The 26,391-nt window shown below is 74.1% G+C and carries 26 protein-coding genes; 13 read left to right on the top strand and 13 right to left on the bottom strand.

The features are described from left to right. Positions 1–190 precede the first annotated feature (190 nt). Positions 191–829 (bottom strand): class F sortase, encoded by a 639-nt coding sequence (locus JX575_RS11960; RefSeq protein WP_186341031.1) that lies wholly within the window; start codon positions 827–829, stop codon positions 191–193. Continuing rightward, a complete protein-coding gene (locus tag JX575_RS11955) occupies positions 826–1,752 on the bottom strand; it encodes a DUF4397 domain-containing protein (RefSeq protein ID WP_186341032.1) in 927 nt (308 codons plus the stop codon). The genes JX575_RS11960 and JX575_RS11955 overlap by 4 nt, the downstream gene beginning before the upstream one ends. Before the next feature lie 169 nt (positions 1,753–1,921). Here JX575_RS11955 and JX575_RS11950 point away from each other — a divergent pair, with 169 nt between their 5' ends. The 3 genes from JX575_RS11950 to JX575_RS11940 are packed head-to-tail and all read left to right on the top strand — an operon-like array spanning position 1,922 to position 4,176. Further along, a complete protein-coding gene (locus tag JX575_RS11950) occupies positions 1,922–2,815 on the top strand; it encodes an arylamine N-acetyltransferase (RefSeq protein ID WP_186341033.1) in 894 nt (297 codons plus the stop codon). Continuing rightward, positions 2,812–3,261 carry a GNAT family N-acetyltransferase gene (locus JX575_RS11945; RefSeq protein ID WP_186341034.1) on the top strand — a complete coding sequence of 150 codons (450 nt, stop codon included), beginning with the start codon at positions 2,812–2,814 and terminating at the stop codon, positions 3,259–3,261. Before JX575_RS11950 ends, JX575_RS11945 begins: the two co-directional genes overlap by 4 nt. Positions 3,262–3,270: 9 nt before the next feature. Then, the gene (locus JX575_RS11940) at positions 3,271–4,176 is read left to right on the top strand and encodes a hypothetical protein (RefSeq protein WP_186341035.1); all 906 of its coding nucleotides are present in this window, start codon (positions 3,271–3,273) and stop codon (positions 4,174–4,176) included. 15 nt (positions 4,177–4,191) lie between these two features. On the opposite strand, the gene glpK is transcribed toward JX575_RS11940, so the two are convergent. Together glpK and JX575_RS11930 are read right to left on the bottom strand one after the other, a co-directional pair. After that, complete coding sequence (gene glpK, locus JX575_RS11935) at positions 4,192–5,667, bottom strand: glycerol kinase GlpK (RefSeq protein ID WP_186341036.1); 1,476 nt, start codon at positions 5,665–5,667, stop codon at positions 4,192–4,194. Continuing rightward, positions 5,664–6,503: a DUF1028 domain-containing protein gene (locus JX575_RS11930; RefSeq protein ID WP_186341037.1), complete on the bottom strand. Its 840-nt coding sequence runs from the start codon at positions 6,501–6,503 to the stop codon at positions 5,664–5,666. Before JX575_RS11930 ends, glpK begins: the two co-directional genes overlap by 4 nt. Before the next feature lie 22 nt (positions 6,504–6,525). Here JX575_RS11930 and JX575_RS11925 point away from each other — a divergent pair, with 22 nt between their 5' ends. Next, the gene (locus tag JX575_RS11925) at positions 6,526–7,773 is read left to right on the top strand and encodes an MFS transporter (RefSeq protein WP_206054381.1); all 1,248 of its coding nucleotides are present in this window, start codon (positions 6,526–6,528) and stop codon (positions 7,771–7,773) included. A 15-nt stretch (positions 7,774–7,788) separates the two neighbouring features. On the opposite strand, the gene JX575_RS11920 is transcribed toward JX575_RS11925, so the two are convergent. Further along, the gene (locus tag JX575_RS11920; protein ID WP_186341038.1) at positions 7,789–8,985 is read right to left on the bottom strand and encodes a pyrophosphate--fructose-6-phosphate 1-phosphotransferase; all 1,197 of its coding nucleotides are present in this window, start codon (positions 8,983–8,985) and stop codon (positions 7,789–7,791) included. A gap of 201 nt (positions 8,986–9,186) precedes the next feature. On the opposite strand from JX575_RS11920, the gene JX575_RS11915 reads away from it, so the two are divergent. The 4 genes from JX575_RS11915 to JX575_RS11900 all read left to right on the top strand — a co-directional run bounded on the left by JX575_RS11915 (position 9,187) and on the right by JX575_RS11900 (position 14,578). Next, positions 9,187–10,635: an APC family permease gene (locus JX575_RS11915; protein WP_186341039.1), complete on the top strand. Its 1,449-nt coding sequence runs from the start codon at positions 9,187–9,189 to the stop codon at positions 10,633–10,635. A gap of 65 nt (positions 10,636–10,700) precedes the next feature. Continuing rightward, the gene (locus JX575_RS11910; RefSeq protein WP_186341040.1) at positions 10,701–12,086 is read left to right on the top strand and encodes a metallophosphoesterase; all 1,386 of its coding nucleotides are present in this window, start codon (positions 10,701–10,703) and stop codon (positions 12,084–12,086) included. Positions 12,087–12,177: 91 nt separating this feature from the next. Beyond that, a complete protein-coding gene (locus JX575_RS11905) occupies positions 12,178–13,515 on the top strand; it encodes a 3-deoxy-7-phosphoheptulonate synthase class II (RefSeq protein ID WP_186341041.1) in 1,338 nt (445 codons plus the stop codon). A gap of 61 nt (positions 13,516–13,576) precedes the next feature. Beyond that, complete coding sequence (locus tag JX575_RS11900; protein ID WP_186341042.1) at positions 13,577–14,578, top strand: GntG family PLP-dependent aldolase; 1,002 nt, start codon at positions 13,577–13,579, stop codon at positions 14,576–14,578. On the opposite strand, the gene JX575_RS11895 is transcribed toward JX575_RS11900, so the two are convergent. The 4 genes from JX575_RS11895 to JX575_RS11875 all read right to left on the bottom strand — a co-directional run bounded on the left by JX575_RS11895 (position 14,556) and on the right by JX575_RS11875 (position 19,876). Next, complete coding sequence (locus tag JX575_RS11895) at positions 14,556–15,698, bottom strand: hypothetical protein (protein WP_186341043.1); 1,143 nt, start codon at positions 15,696–15,698, stop codon at positions 14,556–14,558. The two genes, JX575_RS11900 and JX575_RS11895, sit on opposite strands and share 23 nt — an antisense overlap. A gap of 59 nt (positions 15,699–15,757) precedes the next feature. Next, on the bottom strand, positions 15,758–16,657 hold the full coding sequence (locus JX575_RS11890) for a DMT family transporter (protein WP_241005124.1): 900 nt from the start codon (positions 16,655–16,657) through the stop codon (positions 15,758–15,760). Between the two features lie 73 nt (positions 16,658–16,730). After that, complete coding sequence (locus JX575_RS19670) at positions 16,731–18,980, bottom strand: PASTA domain-containing protein (RefSeq protein WP_241005123.1); 2,250 nt, start codon at positions 18,978–18,980, stop codon at positions 16,731–16,733. 95 nt (positions 18,981–19,075) lie between these two features. Then, complete coding sequence (locus JX575_RS11875) at positions 19,076–19,876, bottom strand: glycoside hydrolase family 16 protein (protein ID WP_186341044.1); 801 nt, start codon at positions 19,874–19,876, stop codon at positions 19,076–19,078. A 90-nt stretch (positions 19,877–19,966) separates the two neighbouring features. Between JX575_RS11875 and JX575_RS11870 the strand changes: the two genes are divergently transcribed. Genes JX575_RS11870 through JX575_RS11860 form a run of 3 tightly spaced genes read left to right on the top strand, consistent with a single transcriptional unit; the run spans position 19,967 to position 21,319 of the window. Continuing rightward, positions 19,967–20,338: an Rv2175c family DNA-binding protein gene (locus JX575_RS11870; protein WP_186341045.1), complete on the top strand. Its 372-nt coding sequence runs from the start codon at positions 19,967–19,969 to the stop codon at positions 20,336–20,338. Beyond that, positions 20,338–20,853 carry a ribonuclease domain-containing protein gene (locus tag JX575_RS11865; RefSeq protein WP_186341046.1) on the top strand — a complete coding sequence of 172 codons (516 nt, stop codon included), beginning with the start codon at positions 20,338–20,340 and terminating at the stop codon, positions 20,851–20,853. The genes JX575_RS11870 and JX575_RS11865 overlap by 1 nt, the downstream gene beginning before the upstream one ends. A 31-nt stretch (positions 20,854–20,884) precedes the next feature. Next, positions 20,885–21,319, top strand: a complete 435-nt coding sequence (locus tag JX575_RS11860) for a barstar family protein (RefSeq protein WP_186341047.1) — start codon at positions 20,885–20,887, stop codon at positions 21,317–21,319. A gap of 46 nt (positions 21,320–21,365) precedes the next feature. On the opposite strand, the gene JX575_RS11855 is transcribed toward JX575_RS11860, so the two are convergent. Then, positions 21,366–22,430, bottom strand: a complete 1,065-nt coding sequence (locus JX575_RS11855) for a polyprenyl synthetase family protein (protein WP_241005122.1) — start codon at positions 22,428–22,430, stop codon at positions 21,366–21,368. A gap of 64 nt (positions 22,431–22,494) precedes the next feature. On the opposite strand from JX575_RS11855, the gene metF reads away from it, so the two are divergent. Next, complete coding sequence (gene metF, locus JX575_RS11850; RefSeq protein ID WP_186341049.1) at positions 22,495–23,385, top strand: methylenetetrahydrofolate reductase [NAD(P)H]; 891 nt, start codon at positions 22,495–22,497, stop codon at positions 23,383–23,385. Here metF and JX575_RS11845 read toward each other — a convergent pair. From JX575_RS11845 to JX575_RS11835, 3 genes are read right to left on the bottom strand one after another with little or no spacing between them, the layout of a single operon-like run. Beyond that, positions 23,375–24,691 (bottom strand): FAD-dependent oxidoreductase, encoded by a 1,317-nt coding sequence (locus tag JX575_RS11845; protein WP_186341050.1) that lies wholly within the window; start codon positions 24,689–24,691, stop codon positions 23,375–23,377. The genes metF and JX575_RS11845 overlap by 11 nt on opposite strands. A 10-nt stretch (positions 24,692–24,701) precedes the next feature. Further along, the gene (locus tag JX575_RS11840) at positions 24,702–25,292 is read right to left on the bottom strand and encodes a DUF4126 domain-containing protein (RefSeq protein ID WP_186341051.1); all 591 of its coding nucleotides are present in this window, start codon (positions 25,290–25,292) and stop codon (positions 24,702–24,704) included. 12 nt (positions 25,293–25,304) lie between these two features. Then, the gene (locus JX575_RS11835) at positions 25,305–25,778 is read right to left on the bottom strand and encodes a YbaK/EbsC family protein (RefSeq protein WP_186341052.1); all 474 of its coding nucleotides are present in this window, start codon (positions 25,776–25,778) and stop codon (positions 25,305–25,307) included. Between the two features lie 44 nt (positions 25,779–25,822). Here JX575_RS11835 and JX575_RS11830 point away from each other — a divergent pair, with 44 nt between their 5' ends. Further along, entirely contained in the window at positions 25,823–26,290 is a 468-nt protein-coding gene (locus JX575_RS11830; RefSeq protein WP_186341053.1) for a hypothetical protein, read from the top strand. Positions 26,291–26,391 lie beyond the last annotated feature (101 nt).

Genomic DNA, 26,391 nt, shown 5'->3' with positions numbered 1-26,391 from the left:
GCGGGGACAGGAGCGGGAGGAGGGGCGGGGACAGCGGCGGGGGCGGGTGCGGGCGCCGGTGAGGCGGGTGCGGCGGCACGGGGTCCTGCCGGGCGGGGCGCGCGCCGCGCGGAGGCCTGCTGCTCGGGTGGACGGCGCGGCGCGGGCGGCAGCACGGTGGGCAGGCGCTTCTGGAAGGGCTTCTTCGGGCTCATGTCGTCTCCGGGGGACCGATCGGCCGGGCACTCACCACGGCGAGGTTCTGGTAGCCGCCGCGGCCGGCGTCGTAGGGCGGCGCGCAGGTGACCAGCGTCAGCCGGAGATCGCCGGCCGCGGCGTAGATCCAGGCGTCGTCCGCGAGGCCGCCCTGCGGCACCAGCCGCCGCGACGTCACCTCGAAGTCCTGCCGGAGGCCGTCGGCCTCGAGCCGCACCCGCGCGCCCTCCGAGGTCGTGAGCATCTCGGCGAACGGTCCGAGTCCCTCGGTCCACGAGTCGACGTGCGCCGCGAGGAGGATCGAGCCGAACGGGTCGCCGATCCGGGAGCCGCCGCGCCACCATCCGGCGACGTCGACGTCGTCGGGGACGTCGAGGACGCCGGCCCCGGTGGTGCCCGCGGCGGTCACGGGGACGACGCGTCCGCTGGGGAGCGTGGCGCTGGCCGGTCGGCGCGGAGACACCTCCGATCGCGCCCGGCGCGCGGGGAGGACCGGCTGGGGACGGGGGTCCGCGGCCTGAGTGGTCGGGTCGTCGGCCGCCGGTGGGGTCGCGGCGGGGCCGGTCCCGGCGCACCCGGCGGCGGCGAGGAGGAGACCGGCGGAGACCAGGATCCCCGGTGCGCTGCGGGTCATCCCGCGGGTGGTCGCGCGGAGGTGCGGGCTCGCGGGTGACGCAGGCAGGCGCGGGGGCGCCGGGCGCGCACGAGGAGCCCTGCCGCCACCAGCGCTGCCACGGCGAGGGCGGACCACGCCCCGGGTGACGGACCGGGTGGCAGAGCGGGCCACGGACCGGAGGCGGCCGGGTCGGCGGCGGAGGCCCCGAACGGTGCGACCGGGGCGCGCACCAGCCCCGCCGAGCCGGTCTCTATGCGCGAGGGGCGCACGCTCCCGTCGGGTGCCAGCCGGGCGGTGTGCGCGATGACGTTCATCGAGCCGTCGCGCGGGTTGCCGTAGGCGTAGATCATCGAGAGCGTCCGGGGCTCCAGCGTCACCTCGAGCGGTCCGAGGATGGGGTCGGCGTCCGTCCCGGAGGGCAGCAGCGCGACCTCGATGGACCCGGCCGGCACGTCGGCGTCGGCGAACTCGCCGTTGGCGATGTTGGTGAAGACGGTCTGCCCGTCCACCTCGACGTCGGCTGGGGCGACGGTCGCCGTGTGGGCGAGGAGGACGCGGGCCTTGCCGGGGCCGATGGGGCCGGCGGGCGCCGCGTAGGAGTGGACGACGGGGTCGCCGCCCACCTCGGCCGGCAGGTGCAGGACGACGTCGCTGGCCTCGCCGGCGCCGACGTCCAGGGTCGAGTCGACGCGCACGCCGTCGCCGCGGAAGCTGATCTCGTGGTCGCCGGACGGCAGGTCGAACGGGCCGAGCACGTCGCCGACGGCGACCCCCGCTGCGACCTCGCGCCCGTCGACGGAGACGTCGACCGAGGCACCGGGCACGGCCTGGATGACGGTGACCCGGGCGGGGACGGGCGCGGGCGCGTCGGCGCTCGCGGGCGGGCCGAGCACCACCGGCAGCCAGGCTGCCGCCACCAGCGCACGGAGTCGTCGACGCATCCCCACCACATCCCCACAGCCCGGCGTCCCGAGCGGGAGACCGTCCTCACCTGAACACCGGCCGGCCGGGCGGCTCAACCCCGATATGGGGTATGCCCACGCGCGCGCGGGGCCACGGGCTACGGTCGTCGCGCGCCCGGTGGCCGGGTGGGCGAGAGCGAGGAGCAGCGTGGACGACGACACCGTGGTCGGGGCCTACCTCGCGCGCCTCGGGCTGGATGCCGCGCCGCCCGCGACGCTGGCCGGGCTGCGCGAGCTCCACCGTGCCCACGTCGCCCGGATCCCCTACGACAACCTCTCCACGATGCTCGGCCGTCCCGACCCGGTCGACCCGGTCGCGGCCGCCGCGCGTGCCGCCGGCGGTCGGCGGGTCGGCTACTGCTTCCAGCAGAACGGCGCGCTCGGCTGGCTCCTGGAGCGGCTCGGGTTCGCCGTCAGTCGTCGCCACGGCCACGTCTGGTTCCGGCCCGAGGACCAGCTCGGCACCGCCCTCAACCATCTGGTCCTCGTCGTGTCCGGGCTGCCCGCCGACGACAACCCCGGTGGCCACTGGTGGGCGGACGCCGGGCTGGGGGAGGGCTTCGCCGAGCCGCTGCCCCTGGTGCGCGGCGACCACGTGGTCGACGGGTGGTCCTTCGGCATCGGAGCGGGCTACGGCGCGCAGGCGGCCGGGCGCCCGACGGGGCCGGCCGCCTGGACCTACCGGCACCTGCCCGGCGGCGTGCTGCGGGGCCTGGTCGTCACGTCCCGCGACCACTCGGCCGAGGCCGTCGAGGCGGCGCACGACACCCTGAGCCGGGGCCCGGACTCGCCCTTCCGCCGCGTCGTCGTCGCCCAGCGCATCGACGGGGCGCACCAGCGCACCGTGCGGGGACTGGTGCACCAGGTCATGACCCGGGGTGGGAAGGACCAGCGCGACCTGACGTCGTACGCCGAGTGGCGCGGCGCGCTGGTCGACGACCTGCTGCTCGCGGTCGACGACGTCTCCGACGACGAGTGGGCGTCGCTGTGGGAGCGCACCCGGGCCGCCCACCGGGCCTGGGACGAGGCGGGTCGCCCGTGAGCGCGGCGCAGTGGCGGCGGGCGACCGCGGACGACGCGGTGGCGCTGCGCGACCTCGAGCGCGTCGCGAGCCAGGTCGGGCTCGCCCACGTGTTCGGCGAGCTGCCCTACCCCGACGACGACGTGCTCGCGCGCTGGGTGCTGCTCCTCGACGACCCGGAGGTGAGCGTCGAGGTCGTCGAGGACGGGCAGGGGCTGGTCGCCCTCGCCGCCCACGACGGCTCCACGCTGCGGCACCTGGCGGTGCGGCCCGACCACTGGAGCGCCGGGCTGGGCAGGGAGGGCTTCCTCCGCGCCGAGGCCGCGGGAGCACGGCGGCTGTGGGTCCTCGAGGCCAACGCCAGGGCGCGCCGGCTCTACGAGTCCCTCGGCTGGGCACCCAGCGGCGTCACCCAGGAGTGCCCCTGGCCGCCCCATCCGACCGAGGTGGAGTACGCCGCTCCCTAGGATCGGTGCATGCCGGACGCCGACCCGCTGCTGGAGATCGCCGACGACCTCTACGCGCTGCCGCTCGCCGACTTCACGCCCGCGCGCGACGCGCTCGTCAAGGAGCACAGGGCCGACAAGGACCTCGCCGCCTCGATCAAGGGGCTGCGCAAGGCGTCCGTCGCGGCGTGGGTGGTCAACCTGCTCGTGCGCCGCGACCCCGACCAGGTCGACCAGGTGCTGGCCGTCGGCGAGGCCCTGCGCGACGCGCAGGACAACCTCGACGCCACCCAGCTGCGCGAGTTCACCAAGCAGCGCCGCCAGCTGACCGCGTCGGTCACCACCGCGGCGCGCCGGATGGCGCGCGAGGAGGGGGTGCGGACGACGGAGTCGGTGGCCGAGCAGGTCGAGGCCACCCTCACCGCCGCCATGCTGGAGCCCGACGCCGCGCGCGCCGTGCGGAGCGGCCTGCTGGTGAGCGCGCTGTCGGCGACCGGGCTGGGCGACCTCGACCTCGGCGGCGCCGTGGCCGTGCCCGAGGCGCTCGGCTTCAGTGCGAAGGCCCGCCCGGCGCCGGGTCCCGACCCGACGCAGCGTCCGCAGCTCCACGTCGTCCCCGATCCCGACGCCGACGTCAAGGCGCGGTCGGCGGCCGACGAGCGGCTCGCCGAGGCGCGCAGCGCGCTCAAGGACCACGAGAAGGAGCACCGGGCGGCCCGCCGGTCGGTCGAGAAGCTGCAGGCGCGCACGCTCCAGGTCCAGTCCGAGATCGACGAGCTGCGCGGGCGGATCGCCACGCTCGAGGACACCCTCGAGGAGGTCGACGAGCAGCTCGCCGAGGCCGAGGCGGCGCAGGCCGAGGTCGAGGAGGCCGTCGACGAGGCCAGGTCCGAGGTCGAGGCGGCGCGCGAGGCCCGCGAGCGGCTGAAGGGCTGACGGGCTGACGGGCGCTCAGCCGAGGCTCGCCCAGCCCTTCGACCGCTCCACGGCCTCGCTCCACCTGGCGTAGGCCGCGTCGAGTGCGCCGCGGTCGCCGCCGGGCTCGAAGCGGCGGTCCAGCGACCACGTCGCGCGGAGCTCGTCGGTCGAGTCCCACACCCCGGTGCCGAGCCCGGCGAGGAAGGCGGCGCCCAGCGCCGTCGTCTCCACGATCTCCGGACGCTCCACGGCCCGGCCCACCTGGTCGGCCTGGAGCTGGCAGAGGAAGTCGTTGGCCGCCGCGCCGCCGTCGACGCGCAGCGTGGTGAGCTCGGGCAGGGTCTCCAGCACGTCGCGCACCTCGAAGGCGATCCCCTCGAGCGTGGCGCGCACGAGGTGGGCGCGCGTGGTGCCGCGGGTGATGCCGAGGATGGCGCCCCGGGCGTGCGGGTCCCAGTGCGGTGCCCCGAGCCCCGTGAGCGCGGGCACGAAGACCACGCCGTCGGAGTCGTCCACGGTGGCGGCGACGGCCGCGGTCTCGGCGGCGCTGCCGACGATCTGCAACCCGTCGCGCAGCCACTGCACCGCCGCTCCGGTGACGAAGATCGCGCCCTCCAGGGCGTAGGTCAGCCCACCGTCGGGGGAGCGCCAGGCCGCGGTCGACAGCAGGCCGGCGTCGCTGCGCACGGCCGTGCTGCCGGTGTTGGTGAGCACGAAGGAGCCGGTGCCGTAGGTGCACTTGGACTCGCCCTCGTCGAAGCAGGTCTGCCCGAAGAGCGCGGACTGCTGGTCGCCCGCGACCCCCGCGATCGGCAGGGACAGGCCGAGGAAGGTGGCCGGGTCGGTCGGTGCGATCTCGCCCCAGTTGGGCACCAGGTCGGGCAGAGCGTCGCGGGGGACGCCGAAGAGCTCGCACAGCTCGTCGGACCACTCGCCCGACTCGAGGTCGAGCAGGAGGGTGCGACAGGCGTTGGAGACGTCGGTGACGTGCCACGTGCCGCGCGTCATCCGGGCGATGAGGTAGGAGTCGACCGTGCCGACGGCGTACCTGCCGGACTGGACGAGCGCCCACGTGTGCGGCTCGTTCTCGGCCAGCCACGTCAGCTTGGTGCCGGAGAAGTACGGGTCGAGGCGCAGGCCGGTGAGCTCGGCGACCCGGTCCTCGTGGCCCTCGGCGCGGAGCCGGTCGCAGATGTCTGCCGTGCGCCGGTCCTGCCACACGATCGCCCGCCGCGGCGAGCCGAGCGTCTCGCGGTCCCACAGCACGATCGTCTCGCGCTGGTTGGTGATGCCGATCGCCGTCAGCTCCGACTGGTCGACCTTGGTGAGCACCTCGCGGGTGGCCTCGATGGTGGCCTGCCAGATCTCCTCGGCCGAGTGCTCGACCCAGCCGGGCCGCGGGAAGTGCTGCCGGAACTCCTGGTAGCCCGTGGCCGCGATCCGGCCGTCGGGCGTGACGACGACGGCGGTGACCCCGGTGGTGCCGGCGTCGATGGCCAGGATGCTCACTGCGCGTCGCCCCGGAGGATCGCGAGCACCCGACGGTCGATCCAGGCCGGCCGCAGGCCCGGCGCGACGCGCATCTCGTAGTTCTCCGACCCGACCCACTCCCGGAAGCTGTCCTTGCCCTCCGCCTTGGCGAGCGACTCGAGCTCGATCATCAGTGCGTCGTCGACCGGCACCTGCTCCTCGGGCGTCGAGGCGGTCAGGTAGAGCTCGTTGAGCTCGACCAGACGCGTCAGCTCGGCGACGGGGTCGGCGTGGTCGTCCACCCGGAGGTCCACCGCGACGTCGTCGTGGCCGCCGTAGCCGGCGCCGTCGCGCACGACGAGCAGCGCCGCGGACTGGCGCCCGCGGCTGTCGCCGCCCGCCTCGTCGCCCGCCGCCAGCGCGGCGAGCAGGCGGCGCTCGAGCGAGCGGCCCTCGGCGCCGATCCACGCCCGCTCCATCGCCTCCACCACCTCGGGTCCGGTGAGGATGTTGCCCTGGATGGCGTAGCCGCCCCGCTCACCGCTGCGTCCGGTCGTCCCGCCCGCCCAGGCGAAGCACTCGGCTCCGGTGAAGGTCGCGGCGTTGCCGTCGGAGTCGACGATGCCGACCTGCCGGTGCTCGCGGTCCTCGTCGTCCTCCACCAGCCGGTCGAGGGCGACCTGGGCGGTCGCGCCGTCGTCGAGGTGGGCGAGGCCGAGGTACTTGTAGGAGGTGTTGGCGTCGGCCTGCGTGGCGACCGCGCCGATGCCCGCGGCGGCCGCAGGCACGGCCGAACCCACGGCCAGGAACTTGGAGGCCACCGCGACGCCCCACGACTCACCGTCGTCGGACCGAGCCACGATCGAGAATGTCATGGCCCGACCCTAGTGTGAGCACGTGCTGACCCGTCTCGGCTTCCCCCACGTCGGGGAGCACCGCAGGTTCGTGGCCGCGATCGTCGCCGACACCGTGGGCAGTGGGCTGTTCATGCCGATCACGCTGCTCTACTTCATCGCGATGACCGATCTGTCCCTCGTGCAGGTCGGGTCGGCGCTGTCGATCTCGGCGCTGCTGACGATGCCCGGGGCCTTCGTCATCGGCGCCCTCGTCGACCGGTTCGGCCCGCGCCGGATGATGCTCGCGGGCAACCTGGTCCAGGCCGCCGGCATGGTGGCCTACCTGTGGGCCGACTCGCTGCTCGCCGTGGCGCTGTGGGCCACCCTGCTCAACCTCGGGCGCCAGTCGTTCTGGGGGTCCTTCGGCAACGTCGTCACCGCGATCTCGGCGCCGGGGGAGCGGGAGGTGTGGTTCGGGTTCCTCCAGGCGGTGCGCAACCTCGGCTACTCCGTCGGCGGCGTGCTGGCCGGGCTGGCACTGCAGATCGGCACCGATCTCGCCTACCAGTCGGTCGTGGTGGTCAACGCGGTGACCTTCGTCCTGGCGTTCGTCCTGCTGCTCGACGTGCCCGACCACCGCGCCGCACACGCCGACGACGCACCGGTCGAGGGCTGGGGCGTGGTCCTGCGCGACGGGGCCTACCTGCGCCTGGTGGCGGGCCAGCTCGGATTCGTGGCGGGCATGATGGTGCTCAACTTCGCGCTGCCGGTCTACGTCGCCGAGACGATCGCCCTCCCGGGCTGGGTGGTCGGGGCGATCTTCACCCTCAACACCGCGATGGTCGGGCTCTGCCAGGGACTCGTCGTACGCCGCATGAACGGACAGGTCCGGGCCCGGATGATGGGCCTGGCCCAGGTCGTCTTCGTGGTCGGCTACGCACTGTTCGTCCTCGCCGGCTGGCTGCCGGTGTGGCTCGCCGTCGTGGCCATGCTGGTCGGCGCCGCCGTCTACACCAGCGGCGAGCTCGTGGGCGGGCCGGTGTTCAGCGCGACGGCCGCCGAGGCCGCCCCCGACCACCTCCGGGGCCGCTACCTCGGGCTGTTCCAGCTCAGCTGGGGCATCGGGGGAGCGGTGACCCCGATCGCGTTCACCTGGCTGCTCGCGCAGGGGCAGACCACGCTGTGGTGGGTGCTGGCGCTGGTCGCCGTGGTCAGCGCGGCCTACCTCCAGCGGCTGCCGCGCGTGCTGCCGGCCGCCGGGCGGCGGGTGACCGACCGCTCCGAGCAGGCGGAGCCGGACACGGCCTAGCCACGTGCACCGAGCTCAGGCCTGGCCGATCCCGGCGAGCAGGTCGGTGAACCACTGCTGCGAGGCGTCGAAGGGCTTGTGGCCGGCGATCCGCTCGAACTCGATGGCGCGCAGCTCGTCGCCGCGGTCCTCGTCGTGCCCGATGACGCCCGCCCGGCCCTCGAGGGCGCAGGCGACGGCCAGCTCGGCCATCTCGCGAACCAGCGCCAGGTCGGTCTCGTTGGCCGGCGCGGAGCGGGAGAAGTAGCCGGACTTCTGCACCATGGTCTTCTCCGCGCCGATGGCCTCGGAGAAGCGGTCGGCGAAGTACTGTCCCGGGTTGATGGTGTCGATCTTGACGTGGCCGAACGGGTCGCGGCCCACCGTCTCCCCGGTCGCCTCGAGATCGGCGACGATGTCGTCGATGCCGGCCCCCTCGGCGAGGAAGATGTTGACGCATCCGGTCTCGTCCATCACGGCGCGCAGCCGCTCGGCCTCGGCGGCCAGGTCGATGTGGATCTCGGGCACGTAGACCGCGTGGATCGCCCAGGTGCGGGGGTCGAGGCCGATGCCGGGCAGCCAGTCCTGCTCGGCGTGCCAGGCCATGTAGGCGCGCGCGGCCGACGCGGTGAGCCAGCCGCTGGCGCGGCCCATCACCTCGTGCACGATCAGCATCCGCGGGTTGGAGCCGTGCTCGGCGAGCACGTTGCGGGCGAAGCGCCCGGTCTCCTCGGCGGCGGTCAGCGCGCCGAGGCTCTGCCGGATCGGGACGATGTCGTTGTCGATGGTCTTGGGCAGGCCGACGACCGTCAGGTGCGAGCCCCGGGCCTCGAGGTGCGCCGCCAGGTCGGCCGCCGCGGTGTTGGTGTCGTCGCCGCCGATGGTGTGCAGCACGTCGACGCCGTCGGCCTGCAGCCGCGCGGCGGCCACCTCGAGGGCGGTCTCGCCCTCGCCGATGAGCCCGCGACGGCGGCAGTCGTCGTCGTTGGTCAGCTTGACGCGGCTGTTGCCGATCGGGCTGCCGCCGAACCGGTGGAGCAGCGCGGCGCCGACGCGCTCCTCGGGACCGACCGTGACGCTGTTGCCGGTCAGCAGCCCGTGGTAGCCGTGCCGGTAGGCGATGAGCTCGATGTCGGGGTCGGTGGCGTCATAGGTCTCGATCAGTGCCCCCACCGCGGAGGACAGGCACGGGGCGTATCCGCCGGCCGTCAGGATCGCAACACGCTTCGGCATGGGGGGCAGCGTAGTTGGAACGTTCACATGCCCGGTAGGGGAGTCCATGTGGCGTCGGGCCCACCCCTTCGGTGGTGCCGGTGCGGCTCAGCGTGCGACACGACGCCGTCCGGGATGCTGCGGTGGTTGCCACGTCCCCGCGGCAGGGCCATTGTGAGGGGAATGCCGTGCGGGGGCACGGGCCGACGATGGGAGCCTCGGATGAGCGCGACAGAAGCCGCGGAGCAGGACGTCAACGGATCGGAGACCACCGAGCTCAAGCGGGTGCTCGGCCCGAAGCTGCTGCTCCTGTTCATCGTCGGCGACATCCTCGGCGCCGGGGTGTACGCCGTGACGGGCAAGCTGGCCGGTCAGGTCGGCGGCGTCGCGTGGCTGCCGTTCCTGGTCGCCTTCGCGGTCGCGACCGTGACGGCGTTCAGCTATCTCGAGCTGGTCACCAAGTATCCGCAGGCCGCGGGCGCCGCGCTCTACACGCACAAGGCCTTCGGCATCCACTTCATCACCTTCCTGGTGGCCTTCACGGTGGTGTGCTCGGGCGTCACGAGCGCGTCGACGTCCTCCAACCTCCTGGCCGCCAACCTGCTCATCGGCTTCGGCAACGACGACCCGAGCACCGGCACCACCCTCGTGACGGCGCTCGTCTTCATGGTGGTGCTGGCCGCGATCAACCTCCGCGGCGTCGGGGAGAGCGTGAAGTTCAACGTGATCCTCACGATCGTGGAGATGACGGCCCTCGCCATCGTCATCGGCCTCGGGGTCTGGGTGATCGGCCGCGGCGAAGGCGACCTCGGACGGATCACGGTCTTCGAGAGCCCCGACGACAAGGGCCTGTTCATGGCCGTCACCATCGCCACGGCGATCGCCTTCTTCTCGATGGTGGGCTTCGAGGACTCCGTCAACATGGTGGAGGAGACCCGCGACCCGCTCCGGATCTTCCCGCGCACCATGCTCACCGGCCTGGGCATCGCCGTCGTGATCTACATGCTCGTCGCCATCTCGGTGGTGGCGGTCATCCCGTCGGGGCAGATCCTCGAGCCGACCAACGCCGAGGCGGGCATCCTGCTCGACGTCGTGAAGATCGGCGCCCCCGACCTGCCGATCGACACCGTCTTCCCGTTCCTCACCGTCTTCGCGGTCGCCAACACCGCCCTCATCAACATGCTGATGGCGAGCCGGCTCATCTACGGCATGGCGCGCCAGGACGTGCTCCCGCGCTCGCTCGGCAAGGTGCTGGCCGGTCGCCGCTCCCCGTGGACGGCGATCCTCTTCACCACGCTCCTGGCGCTCGGCCTGATCACCGTCGTCACCCTCGACTCGGAGTCCTCGGTCGTCGGGGCGCTCTCGGGCACCACGGCGCTCCTGCTGCTGGCGGTGTTCACCATCGTCAACATCGCCTGCCTGGTGCTCCGACGCGACCCCACGCCGGACGACGCGTTCCGCGCGCCGTCGTTCCTGCCCGTCGTCGGCGCCCTCTGCTGCGGCTACCTCCTCGGGCCGTGGGCGCGGCTGGAGGCCGACATGGTGCAGTACAAGATCGCCGCCGGGCTCCTCGCCATCGGCGTGGTGCTGTGGGCCCTGACCTGGATGACCAACCGCGGCGTGCGGGCCAAGAAGACCGGGTTCCGCGACATCGACCACCTCGACGAGTGAGTCGGCACCGACGACGTCCGCGGGTCCTCGCGCGGACGTCGGTCGCGACCTCTACGGTTGTCCGGGTGATGCGACGACCTCTCGGGCCCCTGCTGGCGGTGCTCGTCGCCGGTGCACTCGGCTGCTCCACGGCCACCTCGTCCGGCTCGTCGGCCAGCGCGGCGCCGGGCTCCGACTACCCCGGGCAGAGCGTGCCGCCGGCGTCCGCCGGTCGCGCCGGTGACGCCGACGCTGCGTCCGACCCCGCCCTCCGTGCCCGTGGCCCGCGGGACCGCCCGCCGGTGCCCTCGGCCCCCGACCTGGCCGGGGCCTACCGGTTCGTCTCGGCACCCGACTTCCTCAACCAGGACGTCGCCGACCTCACCGCCGGCGGTCGTCGCGAGCACGTCGTCGCCGCCACGGGCGAGGTGGCCAACTCGACCAACGAGGCCTACGAGACCGCCCTCGGCCGGGTCATCGACGAGATGGCCGACCAGGGTGCCGACGACGTCCTGGTCGCCGGCGACCTCGTCGAGGGCCGCTGGGGGCGCGACGACTCCCGGACCGGCGTGTTCGGCCCGGTCCGCACCGACGCCCAGCGGCTGCGCGCGTGGCGCCGGGCGGCCGACGTCTACTACCCGGCGTGGTTCGAGCGCTTCGCCGACCGCGGTCTGGCCACCTACCCGGCGGTCGGCGACCACGAGATCGGCGACGACCCCTGGCGGGCCCGGCGGGGCGACCCGTGGGTCGACTTCAAGCGCCGCCACCTCCCCGAGTTCAAGCGGATCTTCGCCCAGCACGCGCTGAGCGGGAGCGACGGACTGCCCCGGTTCGCCGACCGTCCCCCGCGCGGACCGGCGCGGCACACCGCCTACGCCGTGCGGCTCGACCGCGACGTGCTCCTGGTGAGCCTCGACGTCTTCGAGCGCCGCGGCGGCGACGTGCACGTGTCGGTCGACCCCGCCCAGCTCCGCTGGCTGGCCGGGGTGCTCCGGCGCGCCGAGCGCGACGACGTGCCGTGGGTGATGGTGCAGGCCCACACGCCGATGCCCGGTGCGGTGCGGGTGCGCAACTCCACCCACCTGGTCTACGAGAAGGGCCGCTCGTCCGACCTGTGGCGCACGATGGTCGACGGGGGAGTCGACGTCTACCTCAGTGGTGAGGTGCACGACCAGACTGTCCGCCAGCGCGACGGCGTCCTCGAGGTGTCGCACGGCTCCCTGTTCTACCGCGGCGAGGCGTCCTACGTGGTGGGGCAGGCCACGGCCGAGCGGCTCGTCCTCGAGAACCGCCAGTTCCGCGGCACGGTCGGCTTCGACTCCCGGCTCTGGACCACCTCGCGCCAGGGAGCGCCGGCGCAGATCTCCTACCCCCCTCGCTCGATCGTCACCGGCACCCTGGTGGCGAGCCGCACCCGCGCGGGGGGCGTGCGCGTCGACGACGCCGAGGGCGTGCTGGTCCCGCGGGGCTGAGCCCCGCCCGGTGACGTCCGTGCCGTGGGTCACCCGTTCAGGGTTCGGTCACGGTTCGGGCAGGGAGGCGGCGTCGCCGTACCCTTGTCGCGTGAGCGCCATCCCCACCCTCGAGCAGCTGCACGCGCTCGGGCCCCGCCAGCAGCCGACCTACCCCGACGCCGGGGCGGTCGACGCGGCCGTGGCCCGACTGAGGACCGCGCCGCCGCTGGTCTTCGCGGGTGAGTGCGACGACCTCACCGACAAGATCGCCGCGGTCTCCCGCGGCGAGGCGTTCCTGCTCCAGGGCGGCGACTGCGCGGAGACCTTCGCCGGCGTCACCGCCGACAACGTCCGCAACAAGCTGCGGGTGCTGCTGCAGATGGCGGTCGTGCTGACCTACGCCGCCTCGGTGCCGGTCGTGAAGCTGGGCCGGCTCGCCGGGCAGTACGCCAAGCCCCGCAGCTCCGACGAGGAGACCCGCGGCGACGTGACGCTGCCGGCCTACCGCGGCGACGCCGTCAACGGCTACGACTTCACCCCCGAGGCCCGCATCCCCGACCCGCAGCGCCTGGTCGAGGTCTACAACTCCTCGGCAGCGACGCTCAACCTGGTCCGCGCGTTCGTGACCGGTGGCTACGCCGACCTGCGCCAGGTGCACACCTGGAACACCGACTTCGTGCAGAGCTCGCCGTTCGGCCGGCGCTACGAGGCGGTGGCCGACGAGATCGAGCGGGCGCTGACCTTCATGCAGGCGATCGGCGCCGACCCCGACGAGTTCCACCGCGTCGACTTCCACTCCAGTCACGAGGCGCTGCTGCTGGAGTACGAGCAGGCCCTCACCCGCATCGACTCGCGCACCGACCTGCCCTACAACGTCTCGGCGCACTTCGTGTGGATCGGTGAGCGCACCCGCCAGCTCGACGGGCCGCACGTCGAGCTGCTCTCGAGGATCAAGAACCCCATCGGCATCAAGCTCGGTCCGACCACGACGCCCGACGACGCCCTGGCCTACGCCGCGCGGCTCAACCCGGACAACACGCCCGGCCGGCTGACGTTCATCACCCGCTTCGGCGCCGGCAGGATCCGCGAGGGCCTGCCCGCCCTGGTGGAGAAGGTCAGCGCCGAGGGCCTCAACGTCGCGTGGGTCTGCGACCCCATGCACGGCAACACCTTCGAGGCCTCCTCCGGCTACAAGACCCGTCGCTTCGACGACGTCATCGAGGAGGTGCAGGGCTTCTTCGACGTCCACCGCAGCCTCGGCACCTGGCCCGGCGGGGTCCACGTCGAGCTCACCGGCGACGACGTCACCGAGTGCGTCGGCGGCGGCGAGGAGATCGACGAGGTGGGCCTGTCCCACCGCTACGAGTCGGTCTGCGACCCGCGGCTCAACCGGGTCCAGTCCCTGGAGCTCGCGTTCCTCGTCGCGGAGATGCTCCGCAAGGCCTGACGGCTCCACGGGTGGGGCACTCGTCTCCGGGCAGTGGGGCGGAGGGGGGTAGGTTCGGCGCGTGATCGACCTGCGCTCCGACACCCTGACCCGCCCGTCCGACGCGATGCGCGCGGCGATGGCCCGCGCCGAGGTGGGCGACGACGTCTACGGCGAGGACCCGACGGTCGCGGCGCTCGAGGAGCGGGTCGCGTCCACGTTCGGGCACGAGGCGGCGATGTTCACGCCCACCGGCTCGATGGCCAACGTGCTGGCCGTGGCGAGCGTCGTGGCCCCGGGCGAGGAGGTGCTGTGCGAGTCGTCCGCCCACATCGCGCGGGCCGAGCTCGGCGCGCACGGGGCGATCACCGGCCTCACGATGCGCACCTGGACCCACCCGCGCGGACAGGTCGACCTCGCCGCGATCGAGACGATGTACGCCCCCGACATGGGCCCGTTCTTCGTGCGCACCGCGGCCGTGTCGGTGGAGAACACCCACAACTTCGCCGGCGGCACGGTGCTGCCGATCGACGACCTGCGCGCGCTGCGTGCGTGGGCGGACGAGACCGGGACGAAGGTCCACCTCGACGGCGCGCGGGTCTGGAACGCCCACGTGGCGACCGGGACGCCGCTCGCCGACTACGGGCGCATCGCCGACGTGCTCGCGGTGTGCCTGTCCAAGGGCCTCGGGGCGCCCATCGGCTCGCTCATGGTGGGCTCGGCCGACGCGATCGCGACGGCGCGGGTGCGCCGCAAGCGCATGGGCGGCGGGATGCGCCAGGTCGGCGTGCTGGCCGCGGCAGGTGCGTACGCCCTCGACCACCACGTCGAGCGCCTGGCCGAGGACCACGCGCACGCCCGCCTGCTGGGCGAGGCGCTCGGGCTCGACCCCGCGGCCGTGGACACCAACATCGTGGTCGTCGAGCGGCCCGACGCCGTGTCGTTCGTCGAGCGAGCGGCCGCGGAGGGCGTGCGCATCGCGGCCGTGGGACCGCGCGCGGTGCGGCTGGTGACCCACCTCGACATCTCGCGCGAGGACGCCGAGCGTGCGGCCGCGGTGCTCAGCCGGCTGGCCGCCCCCTGATGCCGACCTCGCTGATCGCGGTGTAGTCGCGCCCGAGGCTGCCCGGGCCGGGCGACGTCACGTCGACGAGCGTGAGGGTGAGCGTCGAGGTCTCCACCGGGGGCACGTCGCGCCACTGCATCCCCGGTCGCTCGGCCAGCACCTGCTCGACCGAAGAGCCGTCGTCGAAGCCCCACCGGACCGCGACCGTGCGCCGGTTGTTGGGATACCAGTCGACGCCCGCCACGGTCTTGGCGTAGCCGTTGATGAGCCCCACGCGGGTGACGACGGCCGGCTCGGGCAGGGTGATCGTGATGGACTGACCTGTCGCGTCGCCGGCCGTGCGCCACGCCGTGCCCGGCTTCCCGTCGCCCATCTGGTCGGCCTCGTAGGCGACGAGGTTGCCGTCGAGGTCGGTCGTCGGGGGCGCGGTGCCGGGGACCTCGAAGGTGGCACCCCGGGCGAGGTTGCGCGCCTTGGCGGGCTCCTCGCCCTCGTCGTCGCTGTCGCCTCCGCCCGCGCCGGGCGCGGAGGGGTCGGCCGAGGCGCTGCTCGTCGCCCGGTCGCCCGCGGCGTCGTCGCCGTCGGTGCTGAGGACCTGGAGGAGCAGGAAGGCCAGACCCACCAGCAGCAGGGCGCCGACGACCCACCCGATCCACGCCTTGCCCCGCACCGGCAGGTCGCTGTCGAGGTCGTCGACCTCCTCGTAGGGCAGCAGGTCCTCGCCGGGGTCCCACGCCGGCCGCTCCGGCTCGGGGCCGAACGAGCGCTCGGCCGGGTCGACGGGAGGGGTCGTCGGGGGCACCGGGGTCGGGTCCGCAGCCTGGACAGGCGGCTGGACGGGTGGCTGGACGGGTGGCTGGACGGGCGCGGCGTCGGGACGATCGGCGACCCGGTCGGCGGTGTCGGGGTCGGCGGTGTAGGGGTCGGCAGTGTCGGGGGAGCCCGTCGAGGTGCCGCGCGCCGGCGCGGCAGGGGCCACCGCGACGTCGGGGGCGGACGCGGCGGGCCGGGGGACGCCTGTCGGCGCGGGGGGAGTCGGCGCGGGGCGAGTCGGCGCGGGCGCGCCGATGCGGTGCCCGCAGTTGAGGCAGAACCGCCCCACCCCCAGCTCGGCGCCGCACGCCACGCACGTGTCCACGGTCCAACGATAGGCGGCCGCGCCCACCTCGGGGCCGAGTCCGGACGACCGGACCCGGCTCACACGGCGATGTGCGGCACCTCACCCTCGACGGCGCGGCGCGGGGCGAGCTCGACGGTCAGCATCGCCACCAGGACCATCCCGCCACCGAGCAGCAGGCGGGTCGTGACGTCCTCGCCGCCGAGCCACACGGCGAAGAGCGAGGCGAACACCGGCTCCATGCTCATGATGATCGCGCTGCGGGTGGGAGGCAGGTGCGCCTGGGCCCAGGTCTGGCCCAGGAGGCCGAGGGCGCCGACGACCACGGCCATGTAGACCACGGCCCACCAGTCCGCGGCGCGGTCGGGGAGCACGATCCCGTCGTGGGCCGTCGCGAGGGTGCAGACCACCGCGATGACCACGATCTGCAGGATCGTCATGCCGACCGCGTCCTGCGCGGTCGACCAGGCGCCGAGGCCGACGATGTGCAGCGCGTAGAGCACGGCCGACGCCAGCGTGATCAGCTCGCCGTAGCCGATGCTCAGGCCGTTGAGCGCCAGCACCCCCAGGCCCACGGTCGCGAGCGCCACGGCCGCCCACGTCACCGGCGGGATCCGGGTGCGCAGGATGGCGGCGGCGAGCAGTGGGGTGCACACGACGTAGAGCCCGGTGACGAAGCCGCTGATGCTGGCGGGCGTGTGCGCCAGCCCGGCCGTCTGAAGGATCTGGGCGACGCCGTAGAGCAGCCCGAGCACCACGGCGTGGCGGCGTACGACCGGGGACAGCCGCCCGAGCGCCTTGGGTGCGACCGCCAGCAGCACGAGCGCGGCGATGCCGAAGCGCACCGCGAGGAAGTCGAGGGTGGGCACCCGCTCGAGCAGGTCCTTGATCATGAAGAACGTCGAGCCCCAGCACGCCGCGAGCGCGAGGAGCGCGGCCGCCGCCAGCAGGGACGTACGACGGGTCTGCTCGGCGCTCACCCGAAAATGCTAGGCCAGCCGCACCGAGCCGCCGGCGCCGCCCTCAGGCGTGGACGACCGACGAGAGGTGGCCTCAGACGAGGAACAGGGTGATCGTCGAGCCCTTCGGGACCTTCTCGCCCGCACCGGGGTCGGAGTCGGAGACGTAGCCGAGCCCGAGGTGGATGTCGGCCTGCTCGGTCTCGACCTCGAACCCGAGTCCCTCGAGCAGCTCGGTGGCGGCCTCGACGCCCATCCGCCGCACCTGGGGCACCTCGACCAGCTCGGGGCCGAGCGAGACGACGAACGAGACGGTGTCGCCGCGGTGGAGGGTGCCGGTCGTCGGGTCCTGGGAGATGACGTCGCCCTCGGGGACGGTGTCGCTGTACTCCTCCGCGCTCACGTCGACGGCGAGCCGGCGCTTCTCCAGCGCCGAGCGGGCGTCGGCGAAGGAGCGGCCGGTCCAGTCCTTGACCTCGATCGGCTTGCGACCGCGGCTGAGGACGAGGTCGACCGGGGCGCCGGGCTTGAGGGTGGTGCCGGCCTTCGGGGCGGTGCGGATGACCTGGCCCTCGGGCACGGTCTCGCTCCAGCGCCCCTTGCTCGACCCGAACGCGAGGTTGGTCGCGGCGAGGGAGTCCTGGGCCTGGTCCTCGGTCTGCCCGGTGAGGTCGGGGACGTCGTAGCGCTCGGGGCCGAGGGACAGGACGAGGGTCACGGTGCCGCCGTCGAGGACCTTGCCGCCCGGGCCGGGGTCGGTGGCGATCACCAGTCCGGGGGCGACGTTCTCGGAGTACGCCGGCTCGCCGGCCTCGGCCGCGAGGCCGGCGTCCTCGAGCTCGGCGGTCGCGGCCGGCTCGTCGAGGCCCAGGACTCCGGGCGTCGTGGTGTAGCGCTCCCAGCCGAACCACCACGCCCCGCCCGCGACGCCCGCGACGAGCAGGACGGCCAGCAGCAGGACGACGGGTCCCTTCACGGACCGTCGGCGGGCGGTGGTGGTGACCGGCACCGGCCGGCTCGGCCCGCGCCCGGGGACCGGGCGTGCGCCGTCGCGCGGCGCGGGGTGCGCGGCGGCGCCTGTCGCCGGCGCCGCGCTCCTGGAGCTCGCAGGGCTCGCAGGGCTCATCGTGCTCATGGCCACGGTGGCGGGGGCGGCCGTCGGGCCGGGCGCGCCGGCCGGGACGGCCGCCCCGGCCGGGTGGGCCGGTCGGGACGGACCGCCGGGTGCCGCCGGGTGCCGCTCCAGTGCCGTGGTGCGATCCGGGGTGCCGTCGTCGACGAGCCCGGAGTCGCGCGGGTCGACCTCGGTGAGCAGCGCGAGCGCGCGGGCGTCGAAGGGCTCCGGTGTCGTGTCGGTGCTGACGGCGGGCTCGTCGGGCGCTGCGCTGGGACGGCGGGGGAGCAGGTCGGCGGCGAGCTCGGTGTCGGAGTCGAGGCCCTCGCGCAGTGCCTGCTCCACGCGGTGCAGGTGGTGCAGCAGGACCGTGGCGTCGGCGGGACGGTGGTCCCGGTCGCGAGACGTGGCGCGGGCCACCAGGGCGTCGACGTAGTCGGGGATGCCGGGCTGCACCAGCGACGGCATCGGGACGTCGTGGTGCACGTGCCGGTAGGCGACCTGGATGGGCGACTCACCCTCGTGGGGCTTCGTCCCGGTGAGCAGCTCGTAGAGCACGACCCCCACCGCGTAGACGTCGGCTCGGGCGTCGGCCCGGCCGTCGACGACGAGCTCCGGCGCGAGGTAGGACACGGTGCCGATCAGCACGCCCCCGGTGGCGGTGTGCTGGGTGTCGGCACTGACCGCCTTGGCCAGGCCGAAGTCGGCGACCTTCACCCCGCCGCCGTGCGCCTCGTCGGCGATGAGCACGTTCTCCGGCTTGACGTCGCGGTGGATCAGGCCGGCGCGGTGGGCGGCGGCGAGCGCCGAGACGACCGGCTCGATCAGCGCCACGGCCCGAGCGGGAGGCATCGGGGCCTCCTTGCGGATCACGTCGCGCAGCGTGTGGCCGGGCACGTACTCCATCACCAAGAAGATCGTGTCGGTGCCGTCCGAGGTGTCGTCGCCCTGGTCGTAGACGCCCACGACGTGCGGGTGGTTGAGCCGGGCCGCGGCGCGCGCCTCGCGGACGAACCGCTGCGCGAACTCCTGGTCGTCGCCGAGCCCGGGGTGCATCACCTTGACGGCGACCGTGCGGTCGAGCCGCAGGTCGGTGGCCTCGTAGACACTGGCCATGCCGCCGCGCGCCACCCGGGCGATGATGCGGTAGCGGTCGTCCAGCAGGCGTCCGACCAGGGGGTCGCCAGCAGCGCCGGGCGCTGTCGCGCGGGCGTGCTCCGGTGGCTCCACGGTCGACCTCCATCACCGGTCGGGGAAGGGACCGGCGCGCCCATCGTACGGAAGCCGGGGCTCGGCCCACGCTCAGGCGCGGCCCCGGCGTGGCGTCAGCAGGCTCCGTGGAACGTGCTGAGCTCGAGCTGCGGGGCCTTGATCGACTTCTCGTTGGGCGCACGCATCGTCCAGTAGCGCATCCAGTCCATCTGCATCCGGGCCGGATCCATCGTCTTGCCGTCCTGCGCGCGGAGCTCGAACTTCAGCTGCCGCGGCACCGGGTCGAGCGCCTCGGCGCGGCGCTCGGTGTGGATCACGTGGGCGTCGACGAACCACGAGACGTGGTCCTCGGCGACCTCCACGGCGTAGGTGTGCCACCGGTCGTTGCGCAGGTGGCGACCGAGGAAGCCGCGGAAGGAGTTGTCGGGCAGCGTGTGCACGTAGGACTTCACGGTGTTGGTGCCGAGGGTGAAGTTCTCCAGCGCGATGTCGCGACCGCCGCAGCGCTGGTCGCGGGTGCCGGCGGGCACCAGCTCGGTGACGACCTTGAAGGGCTTGCCGCCCTTGACCTTCGACATGGTGCGCGCCCGCATGCGGATCTCCCACCGCCCGTAGGTGTTCCCCTTGAGGTCCAGCGTCGCGGACACGCTGCCGCGGGTGGTGCTCATGAGCGTGAGCATGCCGTTCTGGGTGCGGACGACGCCGCGCCCCTTCTTCTTCCAGAACCCCGGCTTCGGGCCGATGAACTCCTGCCGGAAGACACCGTGCTGGTACCAGCCGAAGGTGTTGCCGGCGTGGACCGGGCCCGGGGCACCGTCGTAGTGGTCGGCGGACGCGGGGGAGACCGCCGGGGAGAGCGTCAGGGCCAGCAGGCCCACGAGGCTCGCCGCGAGGACTGATCGGAGTGGGCGCATCCGCGACACGCTACGGACCGGTGGCCGCGGCGACAACTCCACCGGGCCCGCGACTGCCGGGCCGCGACCCCTCTCACCTAGGCTGCCCGCATGAGTGACGTCCCCCTCGCCGACCGTGACCTCGCCGCCCTCGTCCCGGAGTGGCTCGACTGGGACCAGGCCGCGAAGCTGCTCGGTGTCACACCGGGCAAGGTGCGCACGATGATCCGTGACCACGAGCTGGCCGCCGCGGTGTCCGAGCCGGGCACCGGCCCCCGGGTGCCGGCGGCCTTCATCCAGGACGGGGTCGTGGTCAAGGGTCTTCCCGGCCTGCTCACGCTGCTGCACGACCACCGCTTCGACGACCGCGAGTGCATCGCGTGGCTCTTCACCGACGACGACCTCCCGGGCCGCCCGATCGACGCGCTGCGCGAGAACCGCGGCAGCGAGGTCAAGCGCCGGGCGCAGGTGCTGGAGTACTGATGGCGCCTGCCGGCCCGACCGGCAGGCAGCGCTACCGCTGGCTGCTCCTGCTCCTCGCGGCCGCGCTGCTGGTCGCGTGGCTGGCCGGCGGCGGCTGGAAGGGCGGGACCGGGCAGCCCGGCGAGCCGTCCGCGCCCTCGCCGTCGGCCTCGTCGTCCCCGACCCACGACTTCACCGCGACGACCACACCGACGAGTGAGCCGACCAGTGAGCCGAGCGGGGGTACGTCCGGCGCCCTGCCGGTCGTCCGGCTCGCCGACCTGCCGCCCGAGGCCGCACGCACGGTGGAGCTGATCGACGCGGGCGGACCGTTCCCCGAGCCCGAGCACGACGGCACCACCTTCGGCAACCGCGAGGAGCTGCTGCCCGACCGGCCGACGGGCCACTACCGTGAGTACACGGTGCCCACGCCGGGCGTCGACCACCGTGGCGCCCGCCGCATCGTGGCGGGCGAGGACGGCGAGCTCTACTGGACCGGCGACCACTACAGCTCCTTCTCGCGCATCCGGAGGTAGACGTGAGCGACGCAGCGACGCGAGCACGTCGATGAGCGGGCTCGCGGCCGTGCTGGCCGGACGCGAGCCACCCGGCATCCACCGGTGGCACGCGGCGTTCGAGGTCGAGGAGGTGCGCCACGCAGTGGAGCACGCCGGGTGGGGCTTCGGCTACGTCGACGGCTGGACCGGCGCCGACACCAAGCCCGCCTTCCTGGCCGCCGTGGGGGAGGCCCTCGACTTCCCCGACCACTACGGCCAGAACTTCGACGCCCTCGCCGACTGCCTGCACGACATCGGCGAGCACCGCGACGGCGTCGTGCTGCTGTGGGACGGCTGGGCGACCCTGGCCCGGACGGACGAGAGGGCGTTCAGCGTCGCACTCAGCGTCCTGGGCTCGCGTGTCGAGGCCGATCGGGGCGTGCCGTTCGTGGTGCTGCTGCGCGGCGAGGGACCGGTGCTGCCGGGCGTGACCAGCCTGGACTGAGGCCGTCGGGCCCCGCCGTCGGGCCGAGCCGGGCGGGGAGCGTGGGTCAGACCGTGCGCTGGGTGGCGGCGGCCGCCAGCTCGACGAGGACGTCGCACGCGTGCGGATCGATGTCAGCGGATCGCAGCGCCTCGACCGCGTGGTCGGCGAGCTGCCCGATCACGGCCTCCACCTGGGCGCGGGCTCCGGACTCCTCGATGATCCCGCGGAGCTCGTCGACGTCGGCGTCGCTGAGCGGAGTCCCGAGCGCGGCGTCGAGCCGCTCGGCGGCGGCACGCGGGGCGGCGTCGAGGGCGAGCGCGACCAGGACCGTGCGCTTGCCCTCGACCAGGTCGTCGCCGGCCGGCTTGCCGGTCTCGCCTGGGTCACCGAAGACGCCGAGCAGGTCGTCGCGCAGCTGGAACGCCTCGCCGACCGGGAGCCCGAAGCGGCCGAGCTGGTCGAGCTGTCGGGGGGTGGCGCCGGCGAGCGCGGCGCCGATGTGGATGGGGCGCTCGATGGAGTACTTGGCCGACTTGTAGCGCAGCACGGTCATGGCGGTGTCGACGTCTGCGCGCCCGCGCGCCTGCACCGACACGTCGAGGAACTGCCCGGCGATGACCTCGTTGCGGCACCGCTCGAAGAGCGCCAGCCCGGGGGCCACCTCCTCGGGCGCGAACCCGCTGCCGCGCAGCATGTCGCCGGCCCAGCCGAGCAGCAGGTCGCCGAGCAGGATCGCTGCGGCCGCGCCGTACTGCTCCGGGTCGCCGCGCCACGCGGCGGCGCGGTGCTCGGCCTCGAACGCGCGGTGGGTCGCCGGGCGGCCGCGCCGGGTGTCGGAGGCGTCCATGAGGTCGTCGTGCACGAGGGCGCTCGCGTGCAGCACCTCGAGGGAGGCGCAGGCGCGGGCGAGGGCGGCCTCGTCGGCCACCTCCGGGCGGATCGCGCGGTGCCCCCAGTGGCAGAACGCCGCGCGGAACCGCTTGCCGCCACGCACCGCCGTCCGTGCCTCGGCGACCAGCCGGCCGGCATCGGGCCCGAGCGGGACCAGCTCGGCCTCGCGGGCGGCGAGGAACTCGTCGAGCACCTCCTGGACCTGGTCGCGGAAGTCGGCGGGGTCCCAGGTGGTCACGCGGTGCAGCCTAATCAGTGGGACGATACGAGGGGTCACGGCTGTGCTCCGTAGGCTGGTTGCCATGACCTCCGCACCCGGCCTGAGCATGCGCGAGCTCCTCGCGCGCGGTGAGCGGTCGTTCTCCTTCGAGTTCTTCCCACCCAAGGACGAGGCGGGCGAGGAGCAGCTCTGGCAGGCGATCACCGACCTGGAGCCCTACCGCCCGACGTTCGTCTCGGTGACCTACGGCGCGGGCGGCACCACGCGGGACCGCACGGTCGCGATCACCGCGCGCATCGCCCGCGAGACCGGCCTGCTCCCGGTCGCGCACCTCACCTGCGTGGGCCACACGACCGACGAGCTCCACGCGATCCTCGACGACCTCGGTGCCGCGGGCGTGCACCACGTCATGGCCCTGCGCGGCGACCCCCCGGGCGGCCCCGGCGCCCCGTGGACCCCGACCGACGGCGGACTCACCTACGCCAACGAGCTGGTCGCCCTCATTCGCGAGCGCGCCGACATGCGCATCGGCGTCGCGGCGTTCCCCGAGGGGCACGTCGACGCGTCCGACCTCGACCACGACGCGCGCGTGCTGAAGGCCAAGCAGGACGCAGGGGCCGAGTTCGCGGTGACCGAGATGGTGCTGCGCGCCTCCGACTACGTCGCGCTCGTCGAGCGCGCGTGGGCAGTCGGGGCCGACCTCCCGATCATCCCCGGCATCATGCCGATCCTCGGCCTCCGGTCGATGGAGCGGATGGTCGAGCTGTCTCGCCGTCAGCTCCCCGCCGAGGTCACCGCGCGGCTCACGCCCCACGCCGACGACCCGGCGCGGCTGCGCGCGGAGGGCATCGCGATCGCGACCGAGCTCTGCGAGACGCTGCTCGACGCGGGCGCGCCGGGACTGCACTTCTACACCCTCAACCGGTCCAGGGCGACGCGCGAGATCTTCGCCAACCTGCAGATCACCGTCTGAGCTCGGCCCGACCCACCATCTCGGCGACCAGGGCGGCGCTGAGGCCCGCGAACGGCAGGCCCGACCCCGTCGTGGCGTGCGCGCCCGCGGTGAGCACGCCCTCGATCGGCGTGCGGGGACCGAGTCGCGTGCGAGCGGAGCGCGGTCCCTGCCAGAGCACGCCGTGCGGGGACCCGCCCCACGCCTCGACGAGGTCGCGGGGCGTGCGGTCGATCCGGGCGACGACCTGACGGCGCACGTCGAGGCCGCGGCGGGCCAGCGCCGTGAGCAGGTCCTCGCCGAGGCGCCCGCGCGCCAGCACCGTCCACGCAGCGGCACCGTCGGGCGCCCGGCCGCCCGTGCGCACCACGAGCAGCGGGTCGCCGTGCAGCACCACCTCGTGCGTCAGGTCGGGCAGGTCGCCCTCGAGGGCCACGTGGCACACCGCCGGCGGGCAGGCCGCTCTCGTGCGGCGGACGTGGCTCGCGAGCGCGGGCAGGCGACGCGGGTCGACGGCGACGACGACGACGTCGGCGTCGAGCTCGTCGCCGTCAGCGGTCCGCACCGCGACCACGTGGTCGGCGCGCACCACCAGGTCTGCGGCGGGGGTGCCGGTGAGCACCGTGACCCGCCGCAGGGCGAGCCGGTCGGCCATCGCCGTGCCCAGGGCGGCGAGCCCGCCCGGCACGGTCCAGGCGCCGAAGCGCTGCTCGAGGTAGACGTCGACGCCGGCGATCACCGGCGCGTCGCGCGGGTCGTGCCCGTCCATGACGACCCGGTGCCCGGCGACCAGCCGCAGCCGCTCGTCGCCGAGCGTGCGGCGCAGCCGCCGGTGCAGCGACTCCCGCCGCTCCAGCAGCCTGAGCAGCTCGCTCGGGGCGACGTCGGCGTCGAAGGGGCGTTCGTACCACTCCTTGCGCAGCAGCTCCCACGGCTCGCCGTAGGACGCGACGTGATCGACCCACTGCTGTCCCAGGCCGGCGCCGAGCTCGTCGAACGCTGCGAGCTGGGCCGCGCGCGACCCGCCCGGCAGGACCAGCGACGAGCCGTCCGCGAAACGGTGCTCGCGCACCACGTCGAGCGGCTGGAGGTCGACCTCGCGCTCGAGCGGACGACCGGACTTGCGGAACAGGTCGCGCACGACGGCCGGCAGCAGGGTGCTGGTCGGTCCCGCGTCCCAGGCGAAGTCGTCGTGCTCCACCGTCGTGAGCGCGCCGCCGAGCCGCTCGGACCTCTCGAGCAGAGTGACCTCGTGGCCGAGCTTGGCCAGCCGGGCCGCGGCGGCCATGCCGCCGAACCCGCCGCCGACCACCACCACGCGTGCCACGGGGGGAACCCTAGGCGACCCGGTGGACGGGCTCCCTCGCGCGCCACCGGCGCCAGCCACGGCGGACCAGTCGCCCGACGAGCAGCAGCATCACCAGGCCGAGGAGCAGCAGGACGCCGGCGATCGCGGCGGCCGCCTGCGGGTGCTCGAGGGAGAACCAGACCACGCCCAGCACCGCGGCGTCCTCGGTGATGCTGGCCAGCACGTTGGTGGCGGGCTCGGGGGAGGAGTTGAGCGCCAGCCGCCCGCCCGCCTTGGCGAGGTGGCTGAGCAGGGCCGTGCCCCCGCCGACCACGCCGAGCACGGCCTGGTCGAGGGAGGAGGCGTCCCCGGCGAGCAGCACGCCGATGACCGCCCCCGCGGTGGGGCGCACGGCCGTGGAGATCGCGTCCCACGTCGAGTCGATGTAGGGGATCTTGTCGGCGACGAACTCCATCGCGTACATGAAGCCCGCCGCGGCCAGCACGTCCCACCGGCCCAGCGCGTCGGGGATGTCGGCGAAGGAGCCGAGCCGGTCGGCGACGCCCAGCACCAGGACCACGAGGTAGGCGTTGATGCCGCTCGCCCACCCGCTCGAGAACGTCAGTGCCAAGGCGTCCATCAGGCCGGCACCTCAGTCGACCTCGACCTCGACGGCGCCCGTCATCGCCACCAGCTCGTCGTAGGACGTGGAGAACACCGCGGCCGGGTGGCCGGCCGCCGCCCACACGACGTCGTGGCGTCGCAGCCACGGGTCGATCCACGTGCGGATCGGGGCCGGGTGGCCGAGCGGGGAGACGCCGCCGATCACCTGGCCGGTGTGGAGCCGGACGAAGTCGGGGTCGGCCCGCCGGAGGCGCGCGACACCGATGCGCTCGGCCACCGCGGCGGTGTCGACCCGGTGTGCGCCCGAGGTGAGGACGAGGACCGGCTCGCCGTCGGCGTCGAAGAGCAGGCTGTTGGCGATCGCGCCGACCTCGCAGCCGAGTGCCGCCGCGGCGAGAGCCGCGGTGTGGGCGCTGTCGGGCAGGATGACCACGTCACCGGTGCCGCCGCGCCGGTGGAGGTCATCTCGGAACGAGGTGATCGATGCGTGCTCCGTCGACATGGCGCGAGCCTAGCGACCCGACGACGAGCCCCAGGGGAGATCCGATGGCGCGCGACCTGCCGCGATCCGTGGTCAACAGCCTGCGCGTGCTCGTGCTGATCGTCGCCACGGCGGGCCTGATCACGCTCCTGATCCGGCTGATGCGCGACGACGTGATCCTCGGATGGGCCGAGGGCAACCCGTCGGCGCAGGGGCTCCTGGCCCAGGGTGGCATCGAGCTGCTCCGCGAGAGCCCGATCGTGCCGGGCTTCGTCGCCCTGTCGATCGTCGCGTTCGTCGGCTTCGCCGCCCTCGTCCTCGTGCTCGGGTCCCTCTTCGTCGGCGGCCACGGCTGGACCCGGCCCGTGCTCACGGGCACCGCGGGCATCGGCGTCCTGGTCGGGGTGGTCTGTCTCGACGCCCGCCTCCCGGCGGTGTTCGTCGTGCTCTCGGCGCTGGTGATCGTCGAGGGCCTGGTGCTGTCGTTCTTCCTGTGGCGCCGCGAGACGACCGCCTTCCTGCGCGGCGACTGAGCGGGGCGGCCCGCCCCGGCCCGCCCCGGCCCATCCCTCGCCCGGCCCATCCCTCGCCCGGCCTTGACGGGCTGTCGGTGGCAGGTAGTACCGTGGCGGTG

The organism is Nocardioides sp. zg-1228 (genome assembly GCF_017086465.1).
Lineage (GTDB): Bacteria > Actinomycetota > Actinomycetes > Propionibacteriales > Nocardioidaceae > Nocardioides.
Note: the sequence above shows the minus strand (reverse complement) of the source record. Positions and strands in the feature narration are given on the sequence as shown.

What these genes read in the sequence shown, in the direction of transcription:
- JX575_RS11960 (WP_186341031.1), bottom strand. Translation starts at nt 829, where the DNA reads ATGACCCGCAGCGCACCGGGGATCCTGGTCTCCGCCGGTCTCCTCCTC.
- JX575_RS11955 (WP_186341032.1), bottom strand. Translation starts at nt 1,752, where the DNA reads ATGCGTCGACGACTCCGTGCGCTGGTGGCGGCAGCCTGGCTGCCGGTG.
- JX575_RS11940 (WP_186341035.1), top strand. Translation starts at nt 3,271, where the DNA reads ATGCCGGACGCCGACCCGCTGCTGGAGATCGCCGACGACCTCTACGCG.
- JX575_RS11930 (WP_186341037.1), bottom strand. Translation starts at nt 6,503, where the DNA reads ATGACATTCTCGATCGTGGCTCGGTCCGACGACGGTGAGTCGTGGGGC.
- JX575_RS11920 (WP_186341038.1), bottom strand. Translation starts at nt 8,985, where the DNA reads ATGCCGAAGCGTGTTGCGATCCTGACGGCCGGCGGATACGCCCCGTGC.
- JX575_RS11915 (WP_186341039.1), top strand. Translation starts at nt 9,187, where the DNA reads ATGAGCGCGACAGAAGCCGCGGAGCAGGACGTCAACGGATCGGAGACC.
- JX575_RS11875 (WP_186341044.1), bottom strand. Translation starts at nt 19,876, where the DNA reads ATGCGCCCACTCCGATCAGTCCTCGCGGCGAGCCTCGTGGGCCTGCTG.
- JX575_RS11870 (WP_186341045.1), top strand. Translation starts at nt 19,967, where the DNA reads ATGAGTGACGTCCCCCTCGCCGACCGTGACCTCGCCGCCCTCGTCCCG.
- JX575_RS11865 (WP_186341046.1), top strand. Translation starts at nt 20,338, where the DNA reads ATGGCGCCTGCCGGCCCGACCGGCAGGCAGCGCTACCGCTGGCTGCTC.
- JX575_RS11860 (WP_186341047.1), top strand. Translation starts at nt 20,885, where the DNA reads ATGAGCGGGCTCGCGGCCGTGCTGGCCGGACGCGAGCCACCCGGCATC.
- metF (WP_186341049.1), top strand. Translation starts at nt 22,495, where the DNA reads ATGACCTCCGCACCCGGCCTGAGCATGCGCGAGCTCCTCGCGCGCGGT.
- JX575_RS11840 (WP_186341051.1), bottom strand. Translation starts at nt 25,292, where the DNA reads ATGGACGCCTTGGCACTGACGTTCTCGAGCGGGTGGGCGAGCGGCATC.
- JX575_RS11835 (WP_186341052.1), bottom strand. Translation starts at nt 25,778, where the DNA reads ATGTCGACGGAGCACGCATCGATCACCTCGTTCCGAGATGACCTCCAC.
- JX575_RS11830 (WP_186341053.1), top strand. Translation starts at nt 25,823, where the DNA reads ATGGCGCGCGACCTGCCGCGATCCGTGGTCAACAGCCTGCGCGTGCTC.